The following is a 22566-nucleotide window of genomic DNA, read 5'->3' on the forward strand; positions in this document are numbered from 1 at the left end:
AGACTTTAGGATGAGATGGCGTTTTTTTACTCAATGTCGCTTTGTTTAAAGCGAAGAGTGGGATCTATGTCGTATTAAATACGCTTTAAGAGGGAGACGTTATTGCCGGAAGATCACCGTGTTTTAAACGCACGTAAATGAGGGCTGCGGCAATGGCATCTTGTAGGGCATCGTGACGTTCGGGAAGAGGTAAATCAAGGTGTCTGCAAATAGCTTCAATACTGAGATCAAAGTAGGCATTGGGCAATAAACGCTCTAACTTTTGGTGGTATATATGGCTCACCTCAATGAGTTTGTTTGGCAATGGAAAGCCTAGGCAATGCTGACTATATCGGTCGAGGATCGTCTTATCATAACGGATGTGATACCCCACTAGCGGGCGGTTACCGATAAAGGCAATTAACTGGCTGAGTGCTTGCTGTTCGGTTAAACCAGCAGTGAGATCTTGGTGGCGAATACGGTGTATGGTGACTGAATTGGCGTCGAGACTTTGTGGTGCGCATAAGCTGATATGAAAAGACTGGCTAGTCAGAATGCGGTTATTTTTGATTTTGGTGGCCGCAATGGTGACGAGTTCAGCTCGTTGGGGATCTAAGCTGGTGGTTTCACAGTCGAGTGAGACCAGCTCGTCCCCCTTATAAGCTTCGAATAAGGCTTGATGGGGAGAGTGCCTTAGCTTGTGTTTCCACCATAATCGCTGCAATAGGTTCATCATTAATCCCTTATTTGGTAATGGTAGCCAAGCCATTCTTTGAATTTTTTCACTACATGTAAGCTGTGGCGAAGTAGATCTCGTTCAGTTCGATCCAGTTGTTTGACGTTCACTTGATTACTGGTGCCGTTTTTATTTTTGAGCTGTTGGTGAAGGCGTAATTTGATGAACAGCTTTAGCGCTTCACTGAGGTTATCTGTGGTGCTTTGCTCTAATACTCGCTGAGCTGAGAGTTGCTCTAACCGTTCAAAGGTATTGGTGTGCTCGATACCATGTTCGAGGGCCAAAGCACGAATACCGTGTACGATGGGAAAAATTCCCCCTCGTTTGATATCCAGTCCTTGTTTGGAGGATTTTAGGTTACCAAACAGAGTCAGAGGCACATTAAATTTCAAGGCGGGTCGAGTAAAGCTGGTTAACACGAGTTCTTGATCATTGAGTTGATGATGAAGATGCTGTTTTACTGGCGCTAAGAGGGATTTGTCCCCAGCAATGGCGTGTGCGTCGGCTAATATTGCCAATTTCATCATGCCTTCTGGTGTCACGTGTTGGCATAAATGGCTGATCTCTTGTTTCCATTCTGTTTCAGCTTTGACCCAAGCTGAGTTATTGACCATTACGTTGCCAGGGCAGAGAGGATAGCCCAGTTGTTGCAGCGTGTGCGTCAGCTTTTCCATCACCGCTTGACATTGATGCCATTGCAAACCATCGTTGATGATAAGGGCATTGTCTTGATCGGTTTTGAGAATTTGCTCTCCTCGGCCTTCAGAGCCAAGCACGACTAAACAACATTGATTTTGCAACGCTGGGGGAACCACTAAACTAAACGCTTTTTCGATGATCTGTTCATTAACCGCAGCGATTAACTCCATGACAAAGCGTGTTTTTATGCCGTTGTTAATGAGGTTTTCGACGAGATCTTGTTGGTTATTGGCGGCCAAAGAGAGTTCTTCAATGGTTTCGGCCCGAGAGATTCGCAGCGCCAGTACATGAGAGTGAGTGGAGAACAGACTCAATATTTGGGTTAAATCAAGCATGCCGATGCTGTGGTTATGGTCGCAGACTTGCACCTGTTTAATTTTATGCCGCGTCATCAATATCATGGCATTAAAGAGGAAGTCACCTTTTTCAACATGGTGAACGGGGTAGCAGGCGACAGGGCCTACAGGGCTGTGTAGTGGTTGTTTGTCGAGCATGACGGCGTGTAATAAATCGGTGCGAGTCACAATGCCAAATGGGGTAATGCCTTTGTTATTTTTCAGCCGGGTATCGTATTGGTTTAATTCGACAAGAGCAGCATCGACGCCGTGTTCTTTCATTTGTGCGGTAACTTGGCTTAAAGAGACCTCCCAACCAACGGTGAGGGCGGGTTGAATATTATCATCGTCGACTTGGGTTAAGATAAATTCGGCTAAGTTCTGCTGCTGCTGAGCTTCTTCTAAGAGTTGCTGTCGTTTGGCTAGGTTATTATCGAAATACGCCGCGAATTGGCCATTCTCATTGTATAACTTTAGGAAAACCTCTTTCGGTAAGAGATAGCACAAGGTGTCTTCTAACGCGTAGTAGTTGTGTTTAATCGTACCTTCAAACTGAGAACGCACATCAAACATGTCATCGCTGGCGTAGTGAGCGTAGATTTCACTGCGGTCAACTGAAGTTTCTTCTACGCCACCCTTAATGATGATCAATAAATGCTCACTGGCGCTGTTGGCCGACAAAATGGTGTCGTTATGACGAAAATACACCACATCTAATGACGCTTTTAGTTGCCTCTTCTGCTCATGAGAGAGGCGATCAAAAGGGGCAAGGGTCGTATCAAATTTGTCTGGCATGAAAAGCCGCTCCCAGCTCACTAAGGTGAAGTCAGTGTGGATCAGGGGATGGTTTTGCTCTAGGCGACTTTAGTCTATATGGGATGTTTATCAACGATAAGAGGATGATATCACCGTGGTTCCTTTCCCTTTTTCTCCTTAATCCTCTGCGGCATAATTGCGCCACTTACTTTCCTTTTTCGGTTCGAGGCTCAGATGCTACGCAGTTCGCCATTTGGTTGGGTGTCACAATATTTTATTGGTTTCTTTTTTGCCTATGGGGTGTATTTGCCTTTTTGGGCGTTGTGGTTTGAAGAGCAAGGGATCAGCCCTTCTGATATTGGCATTTTATTGGGGTTGGCGTTTGCGACTCGGTGCTTTGCCAATTTATTCATTACGCCAAGGTTACACAAAGTTGAGCACCTGATCCCAGCACTGCGCTGGTTAACTTTTGCTTCTTTAATTTTTGCGGCGTTTCATCTGTGGGCTGGGGGCAGCTTTTGGCTCATGGCTGTGGTTACGGTGCTGTTTAATATTGCATGCGGTCCGGCGGTGCCGTTATCTGATGCTTTGGCTAATCATTACGCGAAGCTTAAATTGCTGGACTATGGTCGCTCTCGTTTATGGGGATCTGTGAGCTTCATTGCAGGATCTACGGTCGTTGGCTTTTTAGTGGCGGAGTATGGCTCAGACATGATCCCATATACCGCTTTGTTTGGCTTAGGTGTTGCCATGTTATTTGTGATGCGCAACCCAACGGTTTTGCCAGTGACAGAAAAAGAACACGATGAACCTAGACCAAAGCTGAGTCACTTATTAACAGAAATGCCCATTGTTCGGTTTTTAGTGTTGATTTCACTGATTCAAGGCAGTCACGCGGCTTATTACAGCTTTAGCTCGATTTATTGGAAAGAAGCTGGCCACCCTGAAAGCATCATTGGTTATTTGTGGAGCCTTGGGGTGGTTGCTGAAGTCGCGGTGTTTGCGTTTAGTAAGCGTCTTTTTGCTGGAATGAGTATTGCCATGTTGTTCCGTTTGGCGGCATTAGGTGTGGTAATTCGTTGGGGAGTGACTGCCATGACCACTGAGCTGGCTGGGCTGGTGGTGGTGCAGTTATTACATGGTGTTACTTTTGCGATGGCTCATTTAGCGGCGATTCAATACATTCAAAAAGCCCCTCAAAATAAAATGGTTGCTCTACAAGCCTTGTATAACGCACTGCCGCTTGGGGCATTTATTGCCTTGATGACCGCCGTAAGTGGCTGGGCATACGAGTTATGGTCTGGTCAGGTATTTTGGGGAATGGCGCTGATGGGTGTACTGGCTCTGTTTATCAAACTGGGTAAAGTGAAGTAGGGGAAAATCACACTTTATGCATTCATCTTACAAAAGGTGAGTGAAACATTAGCCTAAAAAAACGACACGGTTACAATGCCCACTACTGCATAACAATAACAAGGAGACGTTATGACGCAGGGTTGGATTGTTGTTCCCGTGTCGTTGGCATATTTAGGGTTACTGTTTTTAATTGCTTGGTATGGTGATAGGCAAACACAATGGCTATCACGTTATCGGCCTTGGATTTATAGTTTATCGGTGGCGGTGTACTGTACCTCATGGACCTTTTACGGCACGGTAGGCCAAGCCAGTAATAACCCTTGGTCATTCCTTCCTATCTACCTCGCCCCTATTTTGGTGTTTGTGTTTGGTTGGCGTTTTTTGGCCCGCTTGATCTTGATTGCCAAACGGGAGCATATTACTTCCATTGCCGATTTTATTGCCGCTCGTTATGGAAAGTCACAAGGACTGGCGGTGGCCGTAACCGTGATTGCGGTGGTGGGGATCTTGCCTTACATTGCCTTGCAGTTGCGAGGGATCACTATGGGCCTAGAGCTGGTGGCCCCCAATTTAGCTCAAGATTTTGGTTATGAAGAAGAGCACATTTCGTGGTTTGTTGGCGCGGCCTTAGCGGTGTTTACCATGTTATTTGGTACGCGCCATATTGATACCACTGAGCATCACCGCGGCATGATGATGGCGGTGGCGTTTGAATCTTTAGTGAAGTTGGCTGCTTTTTTGATTGTCGGTAGCTTCATTGTGTTTTTGGCGTTGAGTGAGCCTTCGGTGAATTTTAGCCAGATAGCTGCGCAGACTTATCAATCCCCTAATATTGCCACGTTGATCATTCATACCATTTTGACCATGGCAGCCATTGTGTGTTTGCCTCGTCAGTTTCATACCACAGTGGTGGAAAATGAACGAGCCCAAGATTTACACACGGCGCGTTGGGTATTTCCAAGCTATTTGCTATTGATGGGCATTTTAGTGCTGCCTATCGCATGGGCAGGGCAGGGCTTGTTGAGTGGCAGTATTCCGGCTGAGTCTTATTTATTGAGTGTGCCTTTATCGGTAGGTGCTGACGACATTGCGTTGATTGCTTTTTTAGGGGGAACTTCCGCCGCCAGTGGCATGGTGATCGTGTCTACCATTGCGTTGGCGATCATGGTGTCGAACGATTTGGTGCTGCCTTTGTTGTTGCGCCGCGTAAAAATGTCGAATCGTAATTTCACACAGTTTTCCGGTTTGTTGCTGAATACTCGCCGCGCCTTGATCGTTTTGTTACTGGCGGCGGCATGGGGCTTTTATCAAGCTTTAGGCACCATCAGTTCTTTATCGGTGATTGGCTTGTTGGCCTTTGCTGCAATAGCTCAATTTGCGCCCGCTCTGATTGGTGGCTTGTATTGGCGCTATGGCAACCGAAAAGGGGTGTACGCTGGGCTGTTAATTGGTTTTGTGATTTGGCTAATCACCTTAATGAGCCAAACAGGAATGTTGGCGGGCACGGCCGATAACAACTTGCTACTTTGGTTGGTGACGCCACCAGACTGGCTGGCGAATTTAAATCTGAAATCGTCGGACTGGGGAATGGTGCTGAGTCTTGCTGCTAATACTGTGGCGTACATCTTTGTTTCAATGACAACCCATTCTAGCTTGAGTGAACGCTTGCAAGCTGCTGCCTTCGTGGGCACCCCTCTTCCTGAAAATGAAGATGTTAGCTTATACCAAAGCCGTGTGACGGTGGCGGAGTTGGAAATGCTGGCATCACGCTTTGTGGGACGTAAACGCGTACGCCAAGCCTTTCGGTTGTTTTCTCAGCAAAATCAGCAAGAGCTGTCACCTCAGCAGCAAGCCAGCTCTGCGCTGATACGCCATACTGAGCGAGTGTTGGCAGGGGTGTTTGGGGCATCTTCTGCCCGTCTGGTTTTGGCATCGGCGCTTCAAGGGCGGAACATGCAGCTGGAAGAGGTCGCTACCATTGTGGATGAAGCTTCGGAGCTGTTTGATTTTAGCCGAGGATTATTACAAGGCGCGATTGAGCATATTAATCAAGGTATTGCGGTAGTCGACAAGCAGCTAAGATTGGTGGCTTGGAACCAACGTTACTTAGAGCTGTTTACCTTCCCAGCAGGATTGATCCAAGTCGGTCGACCCATTGCCGATATTATCCGTCATAACGCAGAAGCCGGGTTATGTGGTCCAGGCGATCCGGAAATACACGTTCAGCGCCGTGTTTTGCATTTAGAGCGTGGAACGGCTCATACTTCTTCGCGTATTCGTCCTGATGGCCGTGTGATTGAAGTGCAAGGTAACCCGATGCCGGGAGGGGGGTTTGTGATGAGCTTTACCGACATCACCGCCTTTAGGGATGCCGAGCAAGCGTTAAAAGAAGCGAATGAAAATTTGGAAGCTCGGGTATTAGAACGAACACAGGAGTTGGAATCCCTAAACAGCCGATTGGTTCATGCTACCCAACGTGCAGAGCATGCTTCTCAGTCGAAGAGTCGTTTTTTAGCAGCGGTAAGCCATGATTTAATGCAGCCTTTAAATGCCGCCAGATTGTTTGCCTCTTCATTGTCAGAAGTGGCCAAAGATGATGAAACCCAAAAGATGTCTGGTCATATTGAAAGTGCGTTAGGGGCCGCAGAAGAGCTCATTGGTGACTTGCTGGATATCTCTCGTTTAGAAGCTGGCAAGTTAGATTTAGCCATGGCTTCTTTTCCGTTAAATGATGTTTTAAATAACTTGGCGGCTGAGTTTGGGGTGTTATCACAGCAGCAAGGCATTGAGTTCCATGTTGTGCCATCGGATGTGGTGATCTTTTCCGACCCTAAGCTGCTCCGACGGGCCATTCAAAACTTCTTAACGAACGCATTTCGTTATAACCCGAAAGGCAAAGTGCTGTTAGGAGCAAGACGGGTGGGAGAGCAAGTTCGTATTGAAGTTTGGGATAACGGTGTCGGGATCCCAGAAGATAAGCAATCTCATATCTTTGAAGAGTTTACTCGGGCGGATCAAAGCCACGCCGATCAAGGGTTGGGGCTAGGCCTCGCCATTGCCCGTGGTATTGCCCGAGTGTTGGATCATCAAATTGAGCTGCGTTCATGGCCTGATCGTGGCACCGTGTTCTCTATTCAGGTGTCAAAAGGGCAGTTAGAACAACGTTCAATACCAGTACCTTCAGAGCCAAATGCCAATTTACCTCTGGCTGGATTACGAGTGCTTTGTGTGGATAACGAGCCTGAAATCTTATTGGGTATGGAAACTCTACTAAAGCGCTGGGGTTGTGAAGTAAAAACCGCAGAAGACTTAATGCAGAGTATGAATGCGCTAGAAAACGGTTGGGTTCCACAAGTGGTGTTCAGTGATTATCACTTAGCGAATGATCAAACGGGCTTACAAGTGCTTCAGCAATGCAGGTTACGCTTAGGTAATAACTTCCAAGGCGTGGTGATCAGTGCTGATAGAACCAATGCGGTGCTAGATGGCATTAGTCAAAATGGTTTTGGTTACATTTCAAAACCCGTGAAGCCATTAAAGCTCAGAACGGTACTGAACAAAGTGTTGGCGGAAGTGGAATAAGACAAGTGTAGAGTGGTCGTAAAATAAAAAAGGATTGGCGATGAGGCCAATCCTTTTTTATTATGCATTGCTTATATTATTTGCTGTTGAAGCTTTGGGTTACCGATGGGATTAATGCTCGTGCGCTTCACCAGCACCTTTAGGGTAACGAATCGATTCAACCATTTGTTGGACATCTTCAGGTACTTCAGCCGTGAATTTGTTCACAACAATCGACACTACAAAGTTCAGACACATACCTAGTGTACCAATGCCTTCTGGGCTGATACCGAACCACCAGTTATCAGGTGTGCTCGCTGCTGGGTTGATGAACTTGAAGTAAATGATGTAAGCCGTGGTGAAGACGATACCTGCCAACATACCTGCGATAGCACCTTCTTTGTTCATCTTCTTATAGAAGATACCCAAGATAATCGCAGGGAAGAAAGACGCTGCTGCTAAGCCGAAGGCAAAGGCCACTACTTCTGCCACGAAACCAGGTGGGTTAATGCCTAAGTAACCAGCACCTATGATGGCCACGGCGGCACCGATACGTGCGGCTCGAAGTTCTTCTTTATCCGTCATGTCTGGTTTGAAGCTCTTTCTCAACAAGTCATGTGATATGGAGGTTGAGATCACCAGTAGTAGACCCGCAGCGGTTGATAGTGCAGCGGCTAGGCCACCTGCTGCCAGTAAAGCAATTACCCAGTTTGGTAGGCTTGCTAGCTCTGGTGAAGCCAGTACGATGATGTCACGGTTGATGCTAACTTCGTTACGCTCATCACCCGAGTAGAACATCTTGCCATCGCCATTTTTGTCTTCCCAACCAACAAGACCAGTGCTTTCCCAGTTTTGGTACCAGCTTGGTGCTTCGGTTGCAGCAACGCCTTGTTTGTCTGGACCATTTAGGGTTTCAATCATATTTACACGAGCAAATGCCGCAATAGCCGGAGCCGTTGTGTATAGGATTGAGATAAATACAAGAGCGTAACCTGCTGATACACGTGCATCAGAGACTTTTGGCACGGTGAAGAAGCGAATGATGACGTGTGGTAAACCAGCCGTACCCACCATTAGAGCGGCACAGATGAAGAAGACATCCACCATGCTCTTGGAGCCGTCGGTATAGGTATTAAATCCGAGCTCTGCCGATAGGCCATCGAGTTTGTCTAGCATGTAGGTTTCAGAGCCCGTTAAGGTTGAACCAAAACCAAGCTGAGGAACTGGGTTACCCGTCATCATGAAAGAGGTGAAGATGGCAGGAACCATGAAAGCGAAAATAAGCACACAGTACTGAGCTACCTGCGTATAAGTAATGCCCTTCATGCCGCCCAATACTGCGTAGAAGAAAACAATACCCATACCGATGATGATGCCGAGGTTAATATCTACTTCTAGGAAGCGAGCAAATACCACACCCACACCACGCATTTGACCTGCTACGTAGGTAAACGAAACGAAGATGGCGCAAAAGACAGCTACCAAACGTGCAGTTTTAGAGTAATAACGGTCACCGATGAAATCCGGCACCGTAAACTTACCAAATTTACGGAGGTAAGGAGCAAGACAAAGAGCCAGCAGTACGTAACCACCAGTCCAACCCATCAGGTACACACTACCGTCGTAACCGATGAAGGAAATAATACCAGCCATAGAGATAAACGATGCAGCCGACATCCAGTCAGCGGCCGTTGCCATCCCGTTGGCAATAGGGTGAACCCCACCGCCTGCTACATAGAATTCACTGGTTGAACCCGCACGAGCCCAAATTGCGATGCCAATATAAAGAGCAAAGGTGATACCAACTAATATAAACGTCCAAGTTTGGATATCCATGACGACCCCTCTTAATCTTCCTGTACATTAAATTTTTTGTCGAGCGCATTCATGCGAGCAACATAGATAAAGATCAGGGCGACAAAGGTGTAGATCGAACCTTGTTGTGCAAACCAGAATCCCAGTTTGAAACCGCCAATCTGAATAGTATTCAGCACATCAACAAATAGAATTCCTGCTCCGTATGAGACTAGAAACCAAATTGCGAGTAACGAGCCCATAATGCCTAGATTTTCCTTCCAGTAGGCTTGCGCATGTTCTTTAGATTCGAACGCCATCGCCATCTCCTTTGTGTTTATGTTATTCGTTAAATAAATGTTACGAGAAAACATTAGCAATGAAAGAAAAAGAAAACAGTGCAACTTTAGTCGAGGAATAAAAGCGAAAATCGCCCGAAATTGAGCGATTTTGTGAGGTGAGCTTATTTTTAACTATGTTAATTAAATGTTGCTTTGGACGAAGGTCTAACTCATGAAATAGAAATTTTTGATCCCGCTTAGCAGGTTATTGACGGCCACAGACGCCAGGATTAATCCCATGATTCGGCTGATGATGGCAGCCCCCACATGACCGATGTATTTTTGAATTTTGTTGGCACCCAGCATCAACAATAAAGTGATCAATAACACCGTGATAACCACGAGGGTGGTAATGGCTTGATCGACAATGGCGTAACGATTGTTATCAGTCAGCATGACGACGGCCATCATGGCACCAGGAGAGGCAATAGAAGGGACTGCCAATGGGTACACAGCAAGGCTACCTAACTCTGAGTGCTGAACTTCTTTTTCACTCAGTTTGCATTCTTCATCCACTTTGCTTTCACCGAAGATCATCGTCAGTGCAAACAGCAGTAATACCAGCCCACCAGCGGCTTGGAATGCAGGCAGTGGGATTTGCATTGCCTCTAATAACAGTTGGCCGACAACAATAAAGAACAACAAAATGCCTGTTGCAATGGCGGTGGCTTTGAGTGCCACCAAGCGACGTTGTTTGGCATTAAGGTGGCTGGTTTGAGACAAATAAACAGGAACTGAACCAATAGGGTCAACTACTGCCCACACGAGAACAAATTGGGTAATTAAGGCACTAAGCAAAAAGAACTCCTTCAATGACAGTCGTGAAAGGTAACGTGGTTTTATTTAAGGTATGAAGTGTTTATTACTTATCTTAGCAATAAATCATTATCTATTGGCGAATTTATAGAGAAATTTTGTTTTTTTTTATGTCTATTCTTTACAAATAAGGTGTTGCTATCAAAGAGGTTAGAATAGGTTTTCTGTTTATAGGTAAGTGCTGGTATTAATTAGAGGGGGAGTCTATTATTTTTCTATTTTAAAGGAAGGTATTAGCACCCTATGTGCCAATACCTAATGAACTTATCTTAATTAAGCTACGTCGATTTGTTGCAGCAAAATGACCGCTTGGGTACGGTTTTTAACTCCAAGCTTTCGGAAGATGGCCGTCATATGGGCTTTAATGGTGGCTTCGGAGACATTTAAATCATAGGCGATTTGTTTGTTGAGTAGGCCATCAGACAACATGCCCAGTACCTTATATTGCTGAGGCGTGAGGGTTGCTATCTTCTCTGCCAATTCGGAACAAGCTTGATCGTTTTCGATCACGCCTTCAGGGAAAAAAGAATCGCCATTGAGTACTTGGTTGAGCGCAGAGACGAGAGCCCTCATATCACTTGATTTAGGAATGAAACCAAACGCACCGTGGCTTTTGACTTGAGAGACCACACTGGATTCTTCACTGGCCGATACCACCACAATCGGAAGATCGGGATACTGGGATCGCAAGTGAATTAAGCCAGACATTCCATTGGCTCCTGGCATTTTTAAATCGAGTAATAGCAGGTCGATTTCTGGGTCTTTTTCTAACAAGCTGAGTAAGCTGTCGAGAGAGTCTGCTTCCAGCAAATTTGCCCCGCTGATCGCCATATGAACAGATTGAAATAAAGCGTTGCGGAACAGGGGATGATCATCAGCAATAATAATGGTGTAGTTAGCGTCCATGTCGTTCTTATTCTCATTATTGTGTTGATTGACGGTAGCATTTGCCGTTTTAGCGGGCAATTTTATTCGCCTAAAGTCTGAGCCTTCTCTCTTTAATTATGCAAACAATAGAACGGGATTATGATAATAGGGTGATGATAGAAGTTCGACGTTTGTCGAGGTGAACAAATGATACATTTACTGAATGTAAGAAGGCAGCAGAGGTACGATGAGTTCCTCTGCTGTAAGGTAGTTTATTGAACTAATTTGGCGTTTTTAAGGTGTTGAATAAAAGGTTCGGCTTTCATAAAACCCGTTAAACGTGCGTTGTCGATTTTATTGCCATTGGCATCCCAAAAGTCGATGGTGGGTAATCCCAGTACATCCAGTTCTTGCAGCAAGGCGATGTCTTCTGGGGCGTTGTTGGTGACATCCGCTTGTAGCAGAACGAAATTGGCGAGCAAAGGCTCAACCTCGGAATTATGGAAGGTGTATTTTTCAAATTCTTTACACGCTACACACCAGTCGGCATAGAAATCAAGCAGCACAGGTTTATTGGCTGCTTTGGCCGCTGCCAGTTCCGTATTAAGCTCGTTTAAATCGGCGATCCGTTTAAAGCTGACCGCCGTTGTTTGGTTGGTTCCTGCCGCTGGTGTTGTGCCATTGGCGGAAACATTGGTGTGTTGGTTGAGCAACGGTTGTACGGAAGCAATCACACCTAAAATCGCAATAATACCGATCAGGCTGCGTTTCCAGCCCAGCTCCATCGCACTTTGTAGGTGGTAGACCCAACCAAAAGCCACAACTCCCAGTACAGCCCATAGGTATGGAATGATGTGAGGCGGTAAAATACGTTCCAGTAAAAAGACAGGCACGGCTAGCAAGACGAAACCAAAGAAAGTTTTGACGTGGTTCATCCAGTTGCCTGCTTTTGGCAGTAGTTTATTACCAAACATAGCGGCAAGAACTAATGGAATCCCCATACCGATGGCCAATGCGTATAATGCGATGGCACCCGTCATTAAATCGCCACTTTGTGCTACATAAATCAGTGCCCCAGACAATGGCGCGGTGGTGCAGGGTGAGCACACTAGACCCGAAATGGCACCCATGGTGAATACGCCCGCTAGGCTCCCTCCTTTTTGTTTGTTACTTAACCCGTTAAGCCAAGTTTGCACGCTACTTGGTAATTGAATGGTGTAAAGGCCAAACATAGAAAGAGCGAGAGCAACAAACAAAATACTTAAGCCAATCAGTACATAAGGGTGTTGTAGTGCCGCTTGAAATTGCATGCCTGCAGAGGCCACAACCAAGCCCAATAAGGTATAAGTAAGCGCCATGCCCTGAATGTAGACAAAAGACAGCTTAAAGGCTTTACCGTGGCTTAATTTTCCGCCGCCCAATACGATTCCGGTCAGAATTGGGTACATTGGCAGTACACAAGGGGTGAAGGCAAGCCCCACACCTAAGGCTAAAAACAGTAATGGAGTCCACCATTGTGTACCTAGGTTATCGGCAAGCTCTTGTTGCTGTGTTTGTAGCTGAGGAGCTTCAGTGGTGATGTCCTGTCTTGCTGTTGCTGTTGCTGTGGTTTGATTTGGTTGTGCGCCGCCAGATTGTGTCTCTTCTGCTGCTTGGGTGTAACTGCTCGCTGCGGTGAGTGGTGACAGAGGCACTTTTCTGATCTCTGGTGGGTAGCAGAAGCCTGCTTTTGCACAGCCTTGATATCTTACAATCAGCTCGGCATTGTCATCAACTGACACCAAAGGCACCGTTACGGTTAATGGCTCGGTGTAAATGTTGACCTGACCAAAAAACTCATCTGTATACGGTTGGCCTTGGCGCATTTCGATATCACCAATTTGGGCATTGGTGGCACTGACAGACAGTTGGTGCTGATAAAGGTAATATTCGGGTTTGACTTGCCAGTCGAGATAGAGGCGATCCCCTTGTTGGATAAAGTTAAAAGGGAAAGCTTCATCCACCATCACAAATTGAGGTTCATTGTTACTTAACCCCGGCAAGTTAAAAGCAGCCCGTGCGGGAGTGAGTAGATTACTCAGTATTAAAGCCACCAGCAGCAACCAGTGGGAAAAGCGAAATTGTTTGGTCATGATTGTTATGTCTACGGTAAATGGGGTGTCAGCATGGTTATTGAGACCAGCCCTTAGTGACTTTAGTTTCACAAGATAGCTTTGTTTATTGTATAGAAGTGGCGCTATGGATTGTTATTGTACTGTAAGTGTTCACGAACAAAATCCGTAAAACACTTTATATGCGTCGGGATATAACTTAAGCGCTGATAAAGCATATAAATAGGCCGAGGTGGTGAGTACCATTCTGGCATCATGGTTTCTAATTGTGATTGCTCTAATTCTTGGATCACCATATAGCTGGGTAAGCACGCGATACCAAGCCCACTGATACTGGCTTGCTTTACACTGTTGAGATCGGCAATCGCTACCTTAGGGGGCGAATTTACCCATACAGTTTGTTGGCCACAGGTCAGTGCCCAATCAAACTCAGGTACTGTTGCCAAGCGTGAATGCTGATTAAGTTGCTCTGGGTGATTGGGTTTTCCGTATTGTGCTAAGTAGCTGGGCGAGGCAATTAAAATACGATGAGACGTGCCCACTTGGGCGGCGGCAAAATTAGAGTCGGGTTGTTGTCCGACACGGAACACTACATCATATTGTTCTGAATTGTAATCGTGATGCTGATTCGACAGTTGGTGGATGGATAAGGTGATGTCTGGGTAACGTGCCAAAAACTGATTAAAAATGGGCATCAGCTGGTAGGTGAGTAAGCCCACTGGGGCAGAAACGCGCAGCGCACCTTGGGGCGTTTGGCTATTATCATGCAGTTCAGCGGTGGCTTTTTCCAATTCATCGAACAGAGGTTGGCAGCGATCAACGTAGTTTTGGCCAAGAGGAGTCAGGGCGACATTGCGGCTGTCTCGGATCACTAATTGGCTGTCTAAAGTCTCTTCTAAACGCTGAATCCGACGGCTTAATGTGGCGGGGGGAATGTCTAGCCATTGGGCGGCAGAACGAAAACTACCTTGTTGTGCGATTGCAATTAAGTTTTTTAGATCGTCTAACTTCATCTCATTTTTGCAACGCTGCATATCGCTTTTGCCTCTATTGTTCATGATCGAGAGTGACTACTATGTAACAGCAGACTCTCCTGTCTGAGTCTGTATCTATAGCAATTAAGACAAGATAGTGAACGTGCTACATAGCCTGCTATGGCATCATGTTCACGGTCAGGGCACAAAACATAAGGAATGTGTTGCGTGTCCTACGACTCTTCTAGCCTGTATTTTCTTCTATTTTTCCATTCTCTTTTATACCACTTTTGGGATAGTTCGCCCATAAATTGCTGTTATTATGAACTGTGTGGCACGTATTATGCCCGTTTTCTTGAGATCCATTGTTCTGGTTTGGTGATAATGATCGAAAAATGGCGACCACAAGGATCGCCATCATGAAGGTTTATTTGTAAGAAGGGATTACAGAATCACACCGCCGATAACAAAACCAAGGGCAACAGAAGTGGTAATTGTCACCACGCCAGGAATGAAGAATGGGTGGTTGAACACTAAATTACCGATGCGCGTGGAGCCTGTATCGTCCATTTCTACCGCTGCTAATAAAGTTGGGTAAGTTGGCAATACAAAAAGGGCACTGACGGCGGCAAAAGACGCCACTGCCGTTAATGGTGCCACCCCAATGGCTAAAGCGGCTGGCATAAGTGCTGTAGTAGTTGCTCCTTGTGAATACAGCAACATAGAAGCAAAAAACAGGGTGACTGCCAGCATCCATGGATATTGTTCTAAAATGCTGCCTGCAAACTCTTTGATTTCACCAATGTGGTTGGATACAAACGTATCACCAAGCCATGCCACACCCAGTACACACACACATGCGCTCATGCCTGACTTGAAGGTGGCTGCACCAGCAATTTTAGAGGCATCAATTTTTGTGATCATCACAATCGCGGTGGCTGCCGTCAGCATTAATGCCATGATGGCTTGGTTGCGGCCAATGGCAGGTGCTTCAATAAAGCCCACCGCTTTACTGATCAAGGTCGCGTAAATCACGACAGCAGCAATGGCTGCACAGAAAATGTAGGTGGCGACTTTGGCTGTTGGCAAGATCTGGCGCTCTGCTGAGCCTTTCATTTTGATCAGGCCTTTTTCTAAGCGCTCTTGATAAATGGCATCGTCTTTGAGCTCACAACCTAAGAAGTTCGCGACAAATGCCCCCACCATACAGGCGATGAACGTGGTTGGAATACACACTGCTAAAAGAGTTAAGTAACCGACGCCAAGTGGTTCTAAAATGCCGGAGAAGAAAACCACAGCGGCTGAGATTGGAGACGCTGTAATGGCAATTTGGGAAGCAACGACGGCAATAGAAAGAGGGCGAGATGGGCGAATGCCTTGCTCTTTTGCCACTTCAGCAATCACTGGCAGGGTTGAAAATGCCGTGTGACCGGTTCCTGCTAATAAGGTCATGAAGTAGGTCACAACTGGAGCATAAAATGTAATGTGTTTTGGGTTTTTACGTAAGAACTTTTCGGCCAAGTCTACCAGCCAGTCCATGCCGCCTGCCACTTGCATGGCAGCTATCGCGGTGATCACCGACATGATGATCAAAATAACGTCTACGGGAATCGTACCTGCGTCTAATCCTAATACCATGGTTAAGGCGATCACACCTGCACCACCTGCAAAACCAATACCAATACCGCCTATGCGTGCACCTAAATAGATGAACAGTAAGACGACAAGAAGTTCTACTGCAATCATAATGATTACTCCTGTCTAAAGATAAAAATAAGCAAACTTATTTGTTCATTACAACACGCGGCTTTTCTGTTTGATTTTATAAAATCGATTTTTTGAAAAGTCGAAACCAATGGCGACCATGAAGCAACCACTGCGTATGGCAAAACAAATAAGGGGGATCTATAGCAAAAAGGGCCCTTATCCTAAGAGCCCTTTTAAAGTGATGATTAGTTGTAGCGTTTTGCTTTGTACTCTGGGTGCATCAGGTTTTCAACAGAGAAGATGTCATCTAGCTGCTCTTCTGTTAATAGACCGCGCTCCAGTACCACTTCGCGTACGCTCTTGCCTGTTTCAGCACAAATCTTACCAACAATGTCACCTTCGTGGTGGCCAATGAATGGGTTCAGGTAAGTTACGATGCCGATAGAATTAAATACGTGAGCTTCACAAACGTCTTTGTTGACCGTGATGCCATCGATGCACTTGTCGCGTAAGTTCACACACGCGTTTTTCAGAATATCGATAGACTCAAACAGTGCTTGGCCGATCACAGGTTCCATTACGTTTAGCTGTAGCTGGCCCGCTTCTGCTGCGAAAGTAATGGCGGTGTCGTTACCCATGACTTTAAAGCACACTTGGTTTACTACTTCAGGAACCACTGGGTTCACTTTTGCTGGCATGATGGAAGAGCCCGCTTGTAGCTCAGGTAGGTTTAGCTCATTTAGACCAGCGCGAGGGCCAGAAGAAAGCAGACGAAGATCGTTACAGATCTTAGACAGTTTCACTGCGGTACGTTTTAGTGAACCGTGGATCATCACATAAGCACCACAGTCTGAAGTAGCTTCGATAAGATCTTCTGCCGCTACACACTCTAGGCCAGTAACCTCTGCTAGGTGTTTTACGGCTAGCTCTTGGTAACCTGTCGCTGCGTTTAAGCCAGTGCCGATAGCGGTTGCACCTAAGTTTACTTCCAGCAGTAGTTTAGCTGTGTAGTTCAGGTTTTTGATTTCTTCTTTTAGCAAGATAGCCCATGCGTGGAACTCTTGGCCTACCGTCATTGGTACCGCGTCTTGCAGCTGAGTACGACCCATTTTTAGGATGTTGCGGAATTCTTGATCTTTAAGCTCGAATGCACCTTTTAGGTACTCAATGGCTTCGATCAGCTTAATGATGCTGTTATAAACCGCGATGCGGAAGCCTGTAGGGTAAGCACAGTTTGTTGATTGGCTTTTATTTACGTGATCATTTGGGTTAATGATGTCGTATTCGCCTTTCTCTTTGCCCATTAGCTCTAGTGCAACGTTAGCAATCACTTCGTTTGCATTCATGTTAACGGAAGTGCCCGCACCGCCTTGGAAAACGTCTGATGGGAATTGATCCATGCACTTGCCTGTTTCTAAGATCAAATCACAGGCTTTAACAATGTACTCGCCCACTTCTGATGGAATCGCACCTAGCTCTTTATTGGCAAGAGCCGCCGCTTTTTTTGTCATGATCATGCCACGAACGAACTCTGGCACATCAGAAATAGTGACACTAGAAATGTTGAAATTTTCTACGGCGCGAAGAGTATGAATGCCGTAGTACGCTTCTGCTGGAACGTGGCGTTGACCAAGAAGATCTTCTTCAATGCGAGTAGCCATGTTTTTTGTCGTGTTATTTTCAAGATCAATCATCTGAGTCATAGGGGGAACCCTTAGTGGTATCTGCTAAAAAAATTCAATGCGCTTAGCCACTTCTGCATTTTAGAATCCATTCGTCAGAATATTTGGCTGATGATCGTACCTGATACCTGTGTTTCTGAACGCAATCATACTCCCCTTTAGAGGTAAAAAAACCACTCTGATCACCTTTTTTGTCTGTATAAATATATTTGCACTAAAGTGTGACTCCCTTCTCAAATGCTGTTAATGGATTAGATATAGAAAAGTAAGATCTATATTAGATTGTATGCATTTGTGAATAAGGTGTTTTTTCTCTGCATTAACTGACACAAAAAGATATATTCGGCATCAAAATGATTGTGATTGGTTAAGGATGCCCCAATGTATAGAGAGTCGGTTGAGTTGCATTCAGTGTTTATTTTGTTTACCCCTGTTAGACTGATGTTATTCACACTAAGTAAAGAGAGGCGTTTGTGTTTCCAGTTCTGTTGTTGATGTTTATTGTTGTACCGATTATTGAAATTGCCTTATTTGTGCAAGTCGGTGGCTTTTTAGGTTTATGGCCTACGATTGGTCTTGTGCTGATCACTGCGTTTATCGGTGCATCAATGGTACGCAGTCAAGGGCTACAAACACTGATGTCTGTGCAGTCTCGTCTGCAACAAGGGGAGCTACCTGCTCAACAAATCGTTGAAGGTGTGATGTTGGCTGTGTCGGGTGTGTTGCTGTTAACCCCAGGATTTATGACCGATGCATTAGGCATGTTGGTCTTGTTACCAGCCCCACGTGCTGCGCTAGCTAAGCAAATCATGAGCAAAGTCAAAGTGCAGGGCATGGGCGGAAATGCCTTTGGGGCAGGCTTTGGTGGTCATCACCAACAGCAAGGGCCATTTGGCCAAGACCCATTCCAGCGTCATCATGATCAGCAGCAAGGTGGCGATGTGTTTGACGGTGAGTTTGAGCGTAAAGATAACGACGACAAACCCGATAATCAAAACCGCTTGAATTAAGCGAAGAATACAAAAAAGCGCTTCATGGTGAATAACTGTGAAGCGCTTTTTTACTTTTTAGCTGTGTATTTTTGGGGCAGTGTCTTTTTGAACACTACTCTGGTTGCAGGTGTTGTTTTCGAATTTTTAATGCGTATAAATAAGCAAAAATGCCGCCCGCAATATTACCTACCGCAATCCCAATAAATAGCCCTTCAACGCCATCGAGTAGGCTTCCTAACCACGCCGCTGGTAATAAGAATACAAATAAGCGCATGAAGCTCCACTGAAAGGCTTTGATTGGCAAATGCATGGCATTAAGGCTACTGACCAATACCATCACAACACCCTGAAACCCATAGCTAACTGGTACTACTAATAAGTAATGCCATAAGCCATCTCGTACAGCTTGGTCTTGGCTAAACACGGCAGACAGTGGAATGCTTACCGGTACCATCATAATAAAGATGAAAAACTGGAACAAAATGGCAAAACGCATGGATAAAAACATGGCACTGGCTGCTCGTTGTGTGGATTGAGCGCCTAAGTTTTGTGCCATGAACGGGGTGAGTGCGGATGTGAGTGCCATCATTACAATCAGCATTAAGGACTCGATGCGTTGTGCAGCACCGTAAGCCGCCACCGCCGCAGTCCCTTGGCTGGCTAGCATCATCATTAAAATAGCGCCAGACAAGGGGTTCAGTGCATTGGAAAAAGCAGCGGGTGTGCCAATGCGCAGTATTTGTTGCCAATCGGCCAGTAAGGTGGGGAAGTGGGGCAAAGCCAGCATTTTTTCACGTTTGATTAATACCCATAAAGATCCACACAGAGCACCCGCCCAACTGATCCCGCTGGCAATGGCCGCACCTTGGATACCAAGCTCAGGAAAAGGGCCGTAACCAAAAATCAGCAGTGGATCGAGAATGCCATTAATCAATCCCGCCAACATCATGATCTTGGCGGGGGTCTTGGTGTCGCCTGTTGCACGGATGGCACTGTTGCCAGCCATGGGGATCACCAGCAGCGGGATCGCCACATACCAAATGTTCATGTATTGGTGGATCAGGGGTAACAATTCCTCTTCTGCGCCTAGTAATTGAAACAGTGGATCGATGGTAAAGAGTCCAATAATAGAGGCGGCAGCAACAAGCAGTACCGTTAGTGATAAACCATGGCTAGTAAAGTGGGCGGCTTGCTGATTATCACCTTGGCCCAGCAAACGACCAATGCTGGTGGAAATGCCCATGCCCATGCCCATGGTGATGCAATTGACGGCAAACGTGACCGGAAAAGTAAAGCTGACAGCAGCGAGCGCTTGTGTTCCAAGTAATGAAATAAAGAAAGTGTCGACGAGATTAAACATCAAGATAGCGACCATACCAAACGTCATTGGGATCGTTAGTCGACGTAATACATCAGGGATCGGATCGGTTAACAAACCGTGTTTATCTTGCATATGTGCCTTACGTATTGGGAATTTTTATTATGTTTTGGCCACTGTGGGTGATTGGATTATTTAGGAATCGCCTCTTAGTTTCGGTCAGATTGTGACCCAGTTTAAAAAAAATCACAAAAAAGTGTTCCGCTAACCTTGGGATCGGTCATTCTTAACCCCACGTTTATTGACACACGCTGAGAGGAAAAGCTCCTCTTAACACCGAATTTTTATGGAAAAAATACTATCAGGAGACGACCGATGAACATTCGTCCTTTACATGACCGAGTTATCGTTGAGCGCCAAGAAGTTGAATCAAAATCTGCTGGTGGCATCGTGCTAACTGGTTCTGCTGCTGAAAAATCAACACGCGGCACTATTCTAGCTGTTGGCAACGGCCGCATTCTAGAAAATGGTTCTGTACAACCTTTGGACGTTAAAGTTGGTGATACGGTTATCTTTGCAGAAGGCTACGGCACTAAATCTGAAAAGATCGACGGTAAAGAAGTCCTGATCATGTCTGAAAATGACATCATGGCAATCGTTGAATAATTCACTTCAATTTTAAAATTAAGAATTAAGAAAGGAATAAAACATGGCTGCTAAAGACGTTAAATTTGGTAACGACGCACGAATTAAAATGCTAGAAGGTGTAAACGTTCTGGCTGACGCGGTAAAAGTGACATTAGGCCCTAAAGGTCGTAACGTAGTTCTAGACAAATCATTTGGTGCACCAACTATCACTAAAGATGGTGTTTCTGTAGCTCGTGAAATCGAACTTGAAGACAAGTTCCAAAACATGGGTGCACAAATGGTGAAAGAAGTTGCTTCGCAAGCAAATGACGCAGCGGGTGACGGTACAACTACAGCAACGGTTCTTGCACAATCTATCATCAGCGAAGGCCTAAAAGCTGTTGCTGCTGGCATGAACCCAATGGATCTTAAGCGTGGTATCGACAAAGCAGTTCTAGCGGCTGTTGAAGAGCTAAAAACGCTGTCTGTTCCATGTGCAGACACAAAAGCAATCGCACAGGTTGGTACTATCTCTGCGAACTCTGACACGACGGTTGGTAACATCATTGCGGAAGCGATGGAAAAAGTAGGTCGTGACGGTGTTATCACTGTTGAAGAAGGTCAAGCACTTCAAGACGAGCTAGATGTTGTTGAAGGCATGCAGTTCGACCGTGGTTATTTATCTCCTTACTTCGTGAACAACCAAGAAGCAGGTTCTGTTGATCTAGAAAACCCATTCATTCTTCTAGTAGACAAGAAAGTCTCTAACATCCGTGAACTACTTCCTACTCTAGAAGCGGTTGCTAAGGCATCTCGCCCTCTTCTTATCATTGCAGAAGACGTTGAAGGTGAAGCACTAGCGACTCTAGTTGTGAACAACATGCGTGGTATCGTGAAAGTAGCTGCTGTTAAAGCACCTGGTTTCGGTGACCGTCGTAAAGCAATGCTTCAAGACATCGCGGTTCTGACTTCTGGTACGGTTATCTCTGAAGAGATCGGTCTAGAGCTTGAGAAAGTTCAGCTAGAAGATCTAGGTCAAGCGAAGCGCATCACTATCACTAAAGAAAACACAACTATCATCGATGGTACTGGTGAAGAAGAAGTGATTTCTGGCCGTGTTGCTCAAATCCGTCAACAAATCGAAGACGCAACGTCAGATTACGACAAAGAAAAACTTCAAGAGCGTGTAGCTAAACTGGCTGGCGGTGTAGCGGTAATTAAAGTTGGCGCTGCAACTGAAGTTGAAATGAAAGAGAAAAAAGACCGCGTTGAAGATGCATTACACGCGACTCGCGCTGCAGTAGAAGAAGGTGTGGTTGCTGGTGGTGGTGTTGCACTAATCCGCGTTGCTTCTAAAGTTGCTGGCCTTGAAGGTGACAACGAAGAGCAAAACGTAGGTATCCGTGTTGCTCTACGTGCAATGGAAGCGCCTATCCGTCAAATCACAACCAATGCGGGTGACGAAGAGTCTGTTGTTGCTAACAACGTTCGCTCTGGTGAAGGTAACTACGGTTACAACGCTGCAACTGGCGAATACGGCGACATGATCGACATGGGTATCCTAGATCCAACGAAAGTAACTCGTTCTGCACTGCAATTTGCAGCATCAGTTGCTGGTCTTATGATCACAACAGAAGCGATGGTAACGGATCTAGCACAAGATTCAGCAGCACCTGCAATGCCTGACATGGGCGGCATGGGCGGTATGGGTGGCATGGGCGGTATGATGTAATCATCCGTTGAGCCTTGCTCATCGCACATATTGGTTAGCCAGTTAGGTTAATCATTAGAAAAAAGCTCGTAGCTTCGGTTGCGGGCTTTTTTTGCTCTTAGAGGAATACACAGTTTAAAAAATGAGAAAGGAGCTCGTGCTAATGCACAGGCAAAAGTGTATTGGTTAAGTATTATGGTAGTA

16 protein-coding genes are annotated in these 22566 nt (G+C 45.8%); 5 read left to right on the forward strand and 11 right to left on the reverse strand.

Annotated elements, in window-relative coordinates; translation table 11 throughout:
* Window positions 1-85: 85 nt before the first annotated feature.
* Together MHO82_RS19105 and MHO82_RS19110 are read right to left on the reverse strand one after the other, a co-directional pair.
* Window positions 86-712: a 3'-5' exonuclease gene (locus tag MHO82_RS19105; RefSeq protein ID WP_239186517.1), complete on the reverse strand. Its 627-nt coding sequence runs from the start codon at window positions 710-712 to the stop codon at window positions 86-88.
* 2 nt (window positions 713-714) lie between these two features.
* Window positions 715-2544: a putative nucleotidyltransferase substrate binding domain-containing protein gene (locus MHO82_RS19110; protein ID WP_239186458.1), complete on the reverse strand. Its 1830-nt coding sequence runs from the start codon at window positions 2542-2544 to the stop codon at window positions 715-717.
* 195 nt (window positions 2545-2739) lie between these two features.
* Here MHO82_RS19110 and MHO82_RS19115 point away from each other — a divergent pair, with 195 nt between their 5' ends.
* Together MHO82_RS19115 and MHO82_RS19120 are read left to right on the forward strand one after the other, a co-directional pair.
* Window positions 2740-3879, forward strand: a complete 1140-nt coding sequence (locus tag MHO82_RS19115) for a 3-phenylpropionate MFS transporter (protein ID WP_239186460.1) — start codon at window positions 2740-2742, stop codon at window positions 3877-3879.
* A 111-nt stretch (window positions 3880-3990) separates the two neighbouring features.
* Complete coding sequence (locus tag MHO82_RS19120; RefSeq protein ID WP_239186462.1) at window positions 3991-7443, forward strand: PAS domain-containing hybrid sensor histidine kinase/response regulator; 3453 nt, start codon at window positions 3991-3993, stop codon at window positions 7441-7443.
* Between the two features lie 111 nt (window positions 7444-7554).
* Here MHO82_RS19120 and MHO82_RS19125 read toward each other — a convergent pair whose 3' ends face one another.
* The 8 genes from MHO82_RS19125 to aspA form a co-directional block, all read right to left on the reverse strand.
* Window positions 7555-9258 (reverse strand): sodium:solute symporter family protein, encoded by a 1704-nt coding sequence (locus tag MHO82_RS19125; RefSeq protein WP_239186464.1) that lies wholly within the window; start codon window positions 9256-9258, stop codon window positions 7555-7557.
* A gap of 11 nt (window positions 9259-9269) precedes the next feature.
* A complete protein-coding gene (locus tag MHO82_RS19130) occupies window positions 9270-9536 on the reverse strand; it encodes a DUF4212 domain-containing protein (protein WP_239186466.1) in 267 nt (88 codons plus the stop codon).
* A gap of 186 nt (window positions 9537-9722) precedes the next feature.
* Complete coding sequence (locus tag MHO82_RS19135) at window positions 9723-10355, reverse strand: MarC family protein (RefSeq protein ID WP_239186468.1); 633 nt, start codon at window positions 10353-10355, stop codon at window positions 9723-9725.
* Window positions 10356-10646: 291 nt separating this feature from the next.
* On the reverse strand, window positions 10647-11279 hold the full coding sequence (locus tag MHO82_RS19140) for a response regulator transcription factor (protein WP_239186519.1): 633 nt from the start codon (window positions 11277-11279) through the stop codon (window positions 10647-10649).
* Between the two features lie 233 nt (window positions 11280-11512).
* Window positions 11513-13372: a protein-disulfide reductase DsbD gene (locus MHO82_RS19145; RefSeq protein WP_239186470.1), complete on the reverse strand. Its 1860-nt coding sequence runs from the start codon at window positions 13370-13372 to the stop codon at window positions 11513-11515.
* 104 nt (window positions 13373-13476) lie between these two features.
* Window positions 13477-14385, reverse strand: a complete 909-nt coding sequence (locus MHO82_RS19150) for a LysR family transcriptional regulator (protein ID WP_239186472.1) — start codon at window positions 14383-14385, stop codon at window positions 13477-13479.
* A 384-nt stretch (window positions 14386-14769) separates the two neighbouring features.
* Entirely contained in the window at window positions 14770-16071 is a 1302-nt protein-coding gene (locus tag MHO82_RS19155) for an anaerobic C4-dicarboxylate transporter (RefSeq protein WP_239186474.1), read from the reverse strand.
* A gap of 206 nt (window positions 16072-16277) precedes the next feature.
* A complete protein-coding gene (gene aspA, locus MHO82_RS19160) occupies window positions 16278-17735 on the reverse strand; it encodes an aspartate ammonia-lyase (RefSeq protein WP_239186476.1) in 1458 nt (485 codons plus the stop codon).
* 452 nt (window positions 17736-18187) lie between these two features.
* Between aspA and MHO82_RS19165 the strand changes: the two genes are divergently transcribed.
* Window positions 18188-18724 carry an FxsA family protein gene (locus tag MHO82_RS19165; RefSeq protein ID WP_239186478.1) on the forward strand — a complete coding sequence of 179 codons (537 nt, stop codon included), beginning with the start codon at window positions 18188-18190 and terminating at the stop codon, window positions 18722-18724.
* A 94-nt stretch (window positions 18725-18818) separates the two neighbouring features.
* On the opposite strand, the gene MHO82_RS19170 is transcribed toward MHO82_RS19165, so the two are convergent.
* On the reverse strand, window positions 18819-20159 hold the full coding sequence (locus MHO82_RS19170) for an MATE family efflux transporter (protein ID WP_239186480.1): 1341 nt from the start codon (window positions 20157-20159) through the stop codon (window positions 18819-18821).
* A gap of 240 nt (window positions 20160-20399) precedes the next feature.
* Here MHO82_RS19170 and MHO82_RS19175 point away from each other — a divergent pair, with 240 nt between their 5' ends.
* Both MHO82_RS19175 and groL read left to right on the forward strand, forming a co-directional pair.
* Window positions 20400-20690: a co-chaperone GroES gene (locus MHO82_RS19175; RefSeq protein WP_239186482.1), complete on the forward strand. Its 291-nt coding sequence runs from the start codon at window positions 20400-20402 to the stop codon at window positions 20688-20690.
* Window positions 20691-20733: 43 nt separating this feature from the next.
* Window positions 20734-22383 (forward strand): chaperonin GroEL, encoded by a 1650-nt coding sequence (groL, locus tag MHO82_RS19180; RefSeq protein WP_239186484.1) that lies wholly within the window; start codon window positions 20734-20736, stop codon window positions 22381-22383.
* The last annotated feature ends 183 nt before the right edge of the window (window positions 22384-22566 follow it).

Origin of the sequence: Vibrio sp. Of7-15, assembly GCF_022347565.1 — a bacterium.
In the GTDB taxonomy this organism is placed as follows: domain Bacteria; phylum Pseudomonadota; class Gammaproteobacteria; order Enterobacterales; family Vibrionaceae; genus NORP241.

Bases quoted from the DNA above. Each gene is read 5' to 3' on its own strand.
- MHO82_RS19105 (WP_239186517.1), bottom strand. From the start codon at position 712: ATGAACCTATTGCAGCGATTATGGTGGAAACACAAGCTAAGGCACTCT.
- MHO82_RS19110 (WP_239186458.1), bottom strand. From the start codon at position 2,544: ATGCCAGACAAATTTGATACGACCCTTGCCCCTTTTGATCGCCTCTCT.
- MHO82_RS19115 (WP_239186460.1), top strand. From the start codon at position 2,740: ATGCTACGCAGTTCGCCATTTGGTTGGGTGTCACAATATTTTATTGGT.
- MHO82_RS19120 (WP_239186462.1), top strand. From the start codon at position 3,991: ATGACGCAGGGTTGGATTGTTGTTCCCGTGTCGTTGGCATATTTAGGG.
- MHO82_RS19125 (WP_239186464.1), bottom strand. From the start codon at position 9,258: ATGGATATCCAAACTTGGACGTTTATATTAGTTGGTATCACCTTTGCT.
- MHO82_RS19130 (WP_239186466.1), bottom strand. From the start codon at position 9,536: ATGGCGTTCGAATCTAAAGAACATGCGCAAGCCTACTGGAAGGAAAAT.
- MHO82_RS19140 (WP_239186519.1), bottom strand. From the start codon at position 11,279: ATGGACGCTAACTACACCATTATTATTGCTGATGATCATCCCCTGTTC.
- MHO82_RS19145 (WP_239186470.1), bottom strand. From the start codon at position 13,372: ATGACCAAACAATTTCGCTTTTCCCACTGGTTGCTGCTGGTGGCTTTA.
- MHO82_RS19150 (WP_239186472.1), bottom strand. From the start codon at position 14,385: ATGCAGCGTTGCAAAAATGAGATGAAGTTAGACGATCTAAAAAACTTA.
- MHO82_RS19155 (WP_239186474.1), bottom strand. From the start codon at position 16,071: ATGATTGCAGTAGAACTTCTTGTCGTCTTACTGTTCATCTATTTAGGT.
- aspA (WP_239186476.1), bottom strand. From the start codon at position 17,735: ATGACTCAGATGATTGATCTTGAAAATAACACGACAAAAAACATGGCT.
- MHO82_RS19170 (WP_239186480.1), bottom strand. From the start codon at position 20,159: ATGCAAGATAAACACGGTTTGTTAACCGATCCGATCCCTGATGTATTA.
- MHO82_RS19175 (WP_239186482.1), top strand. From the start codon at position 20,400: ATGAACATTCGTCCTTTACATGACCGAGTTATCGTTGAGCGCCAAGAA.
- groL (WP_239186484.1), top strand. From the start codon at position 20,734: ATGGCTGCTAAAGACGTTAAATTTGGTAACGACGCACGAATTAAAATG.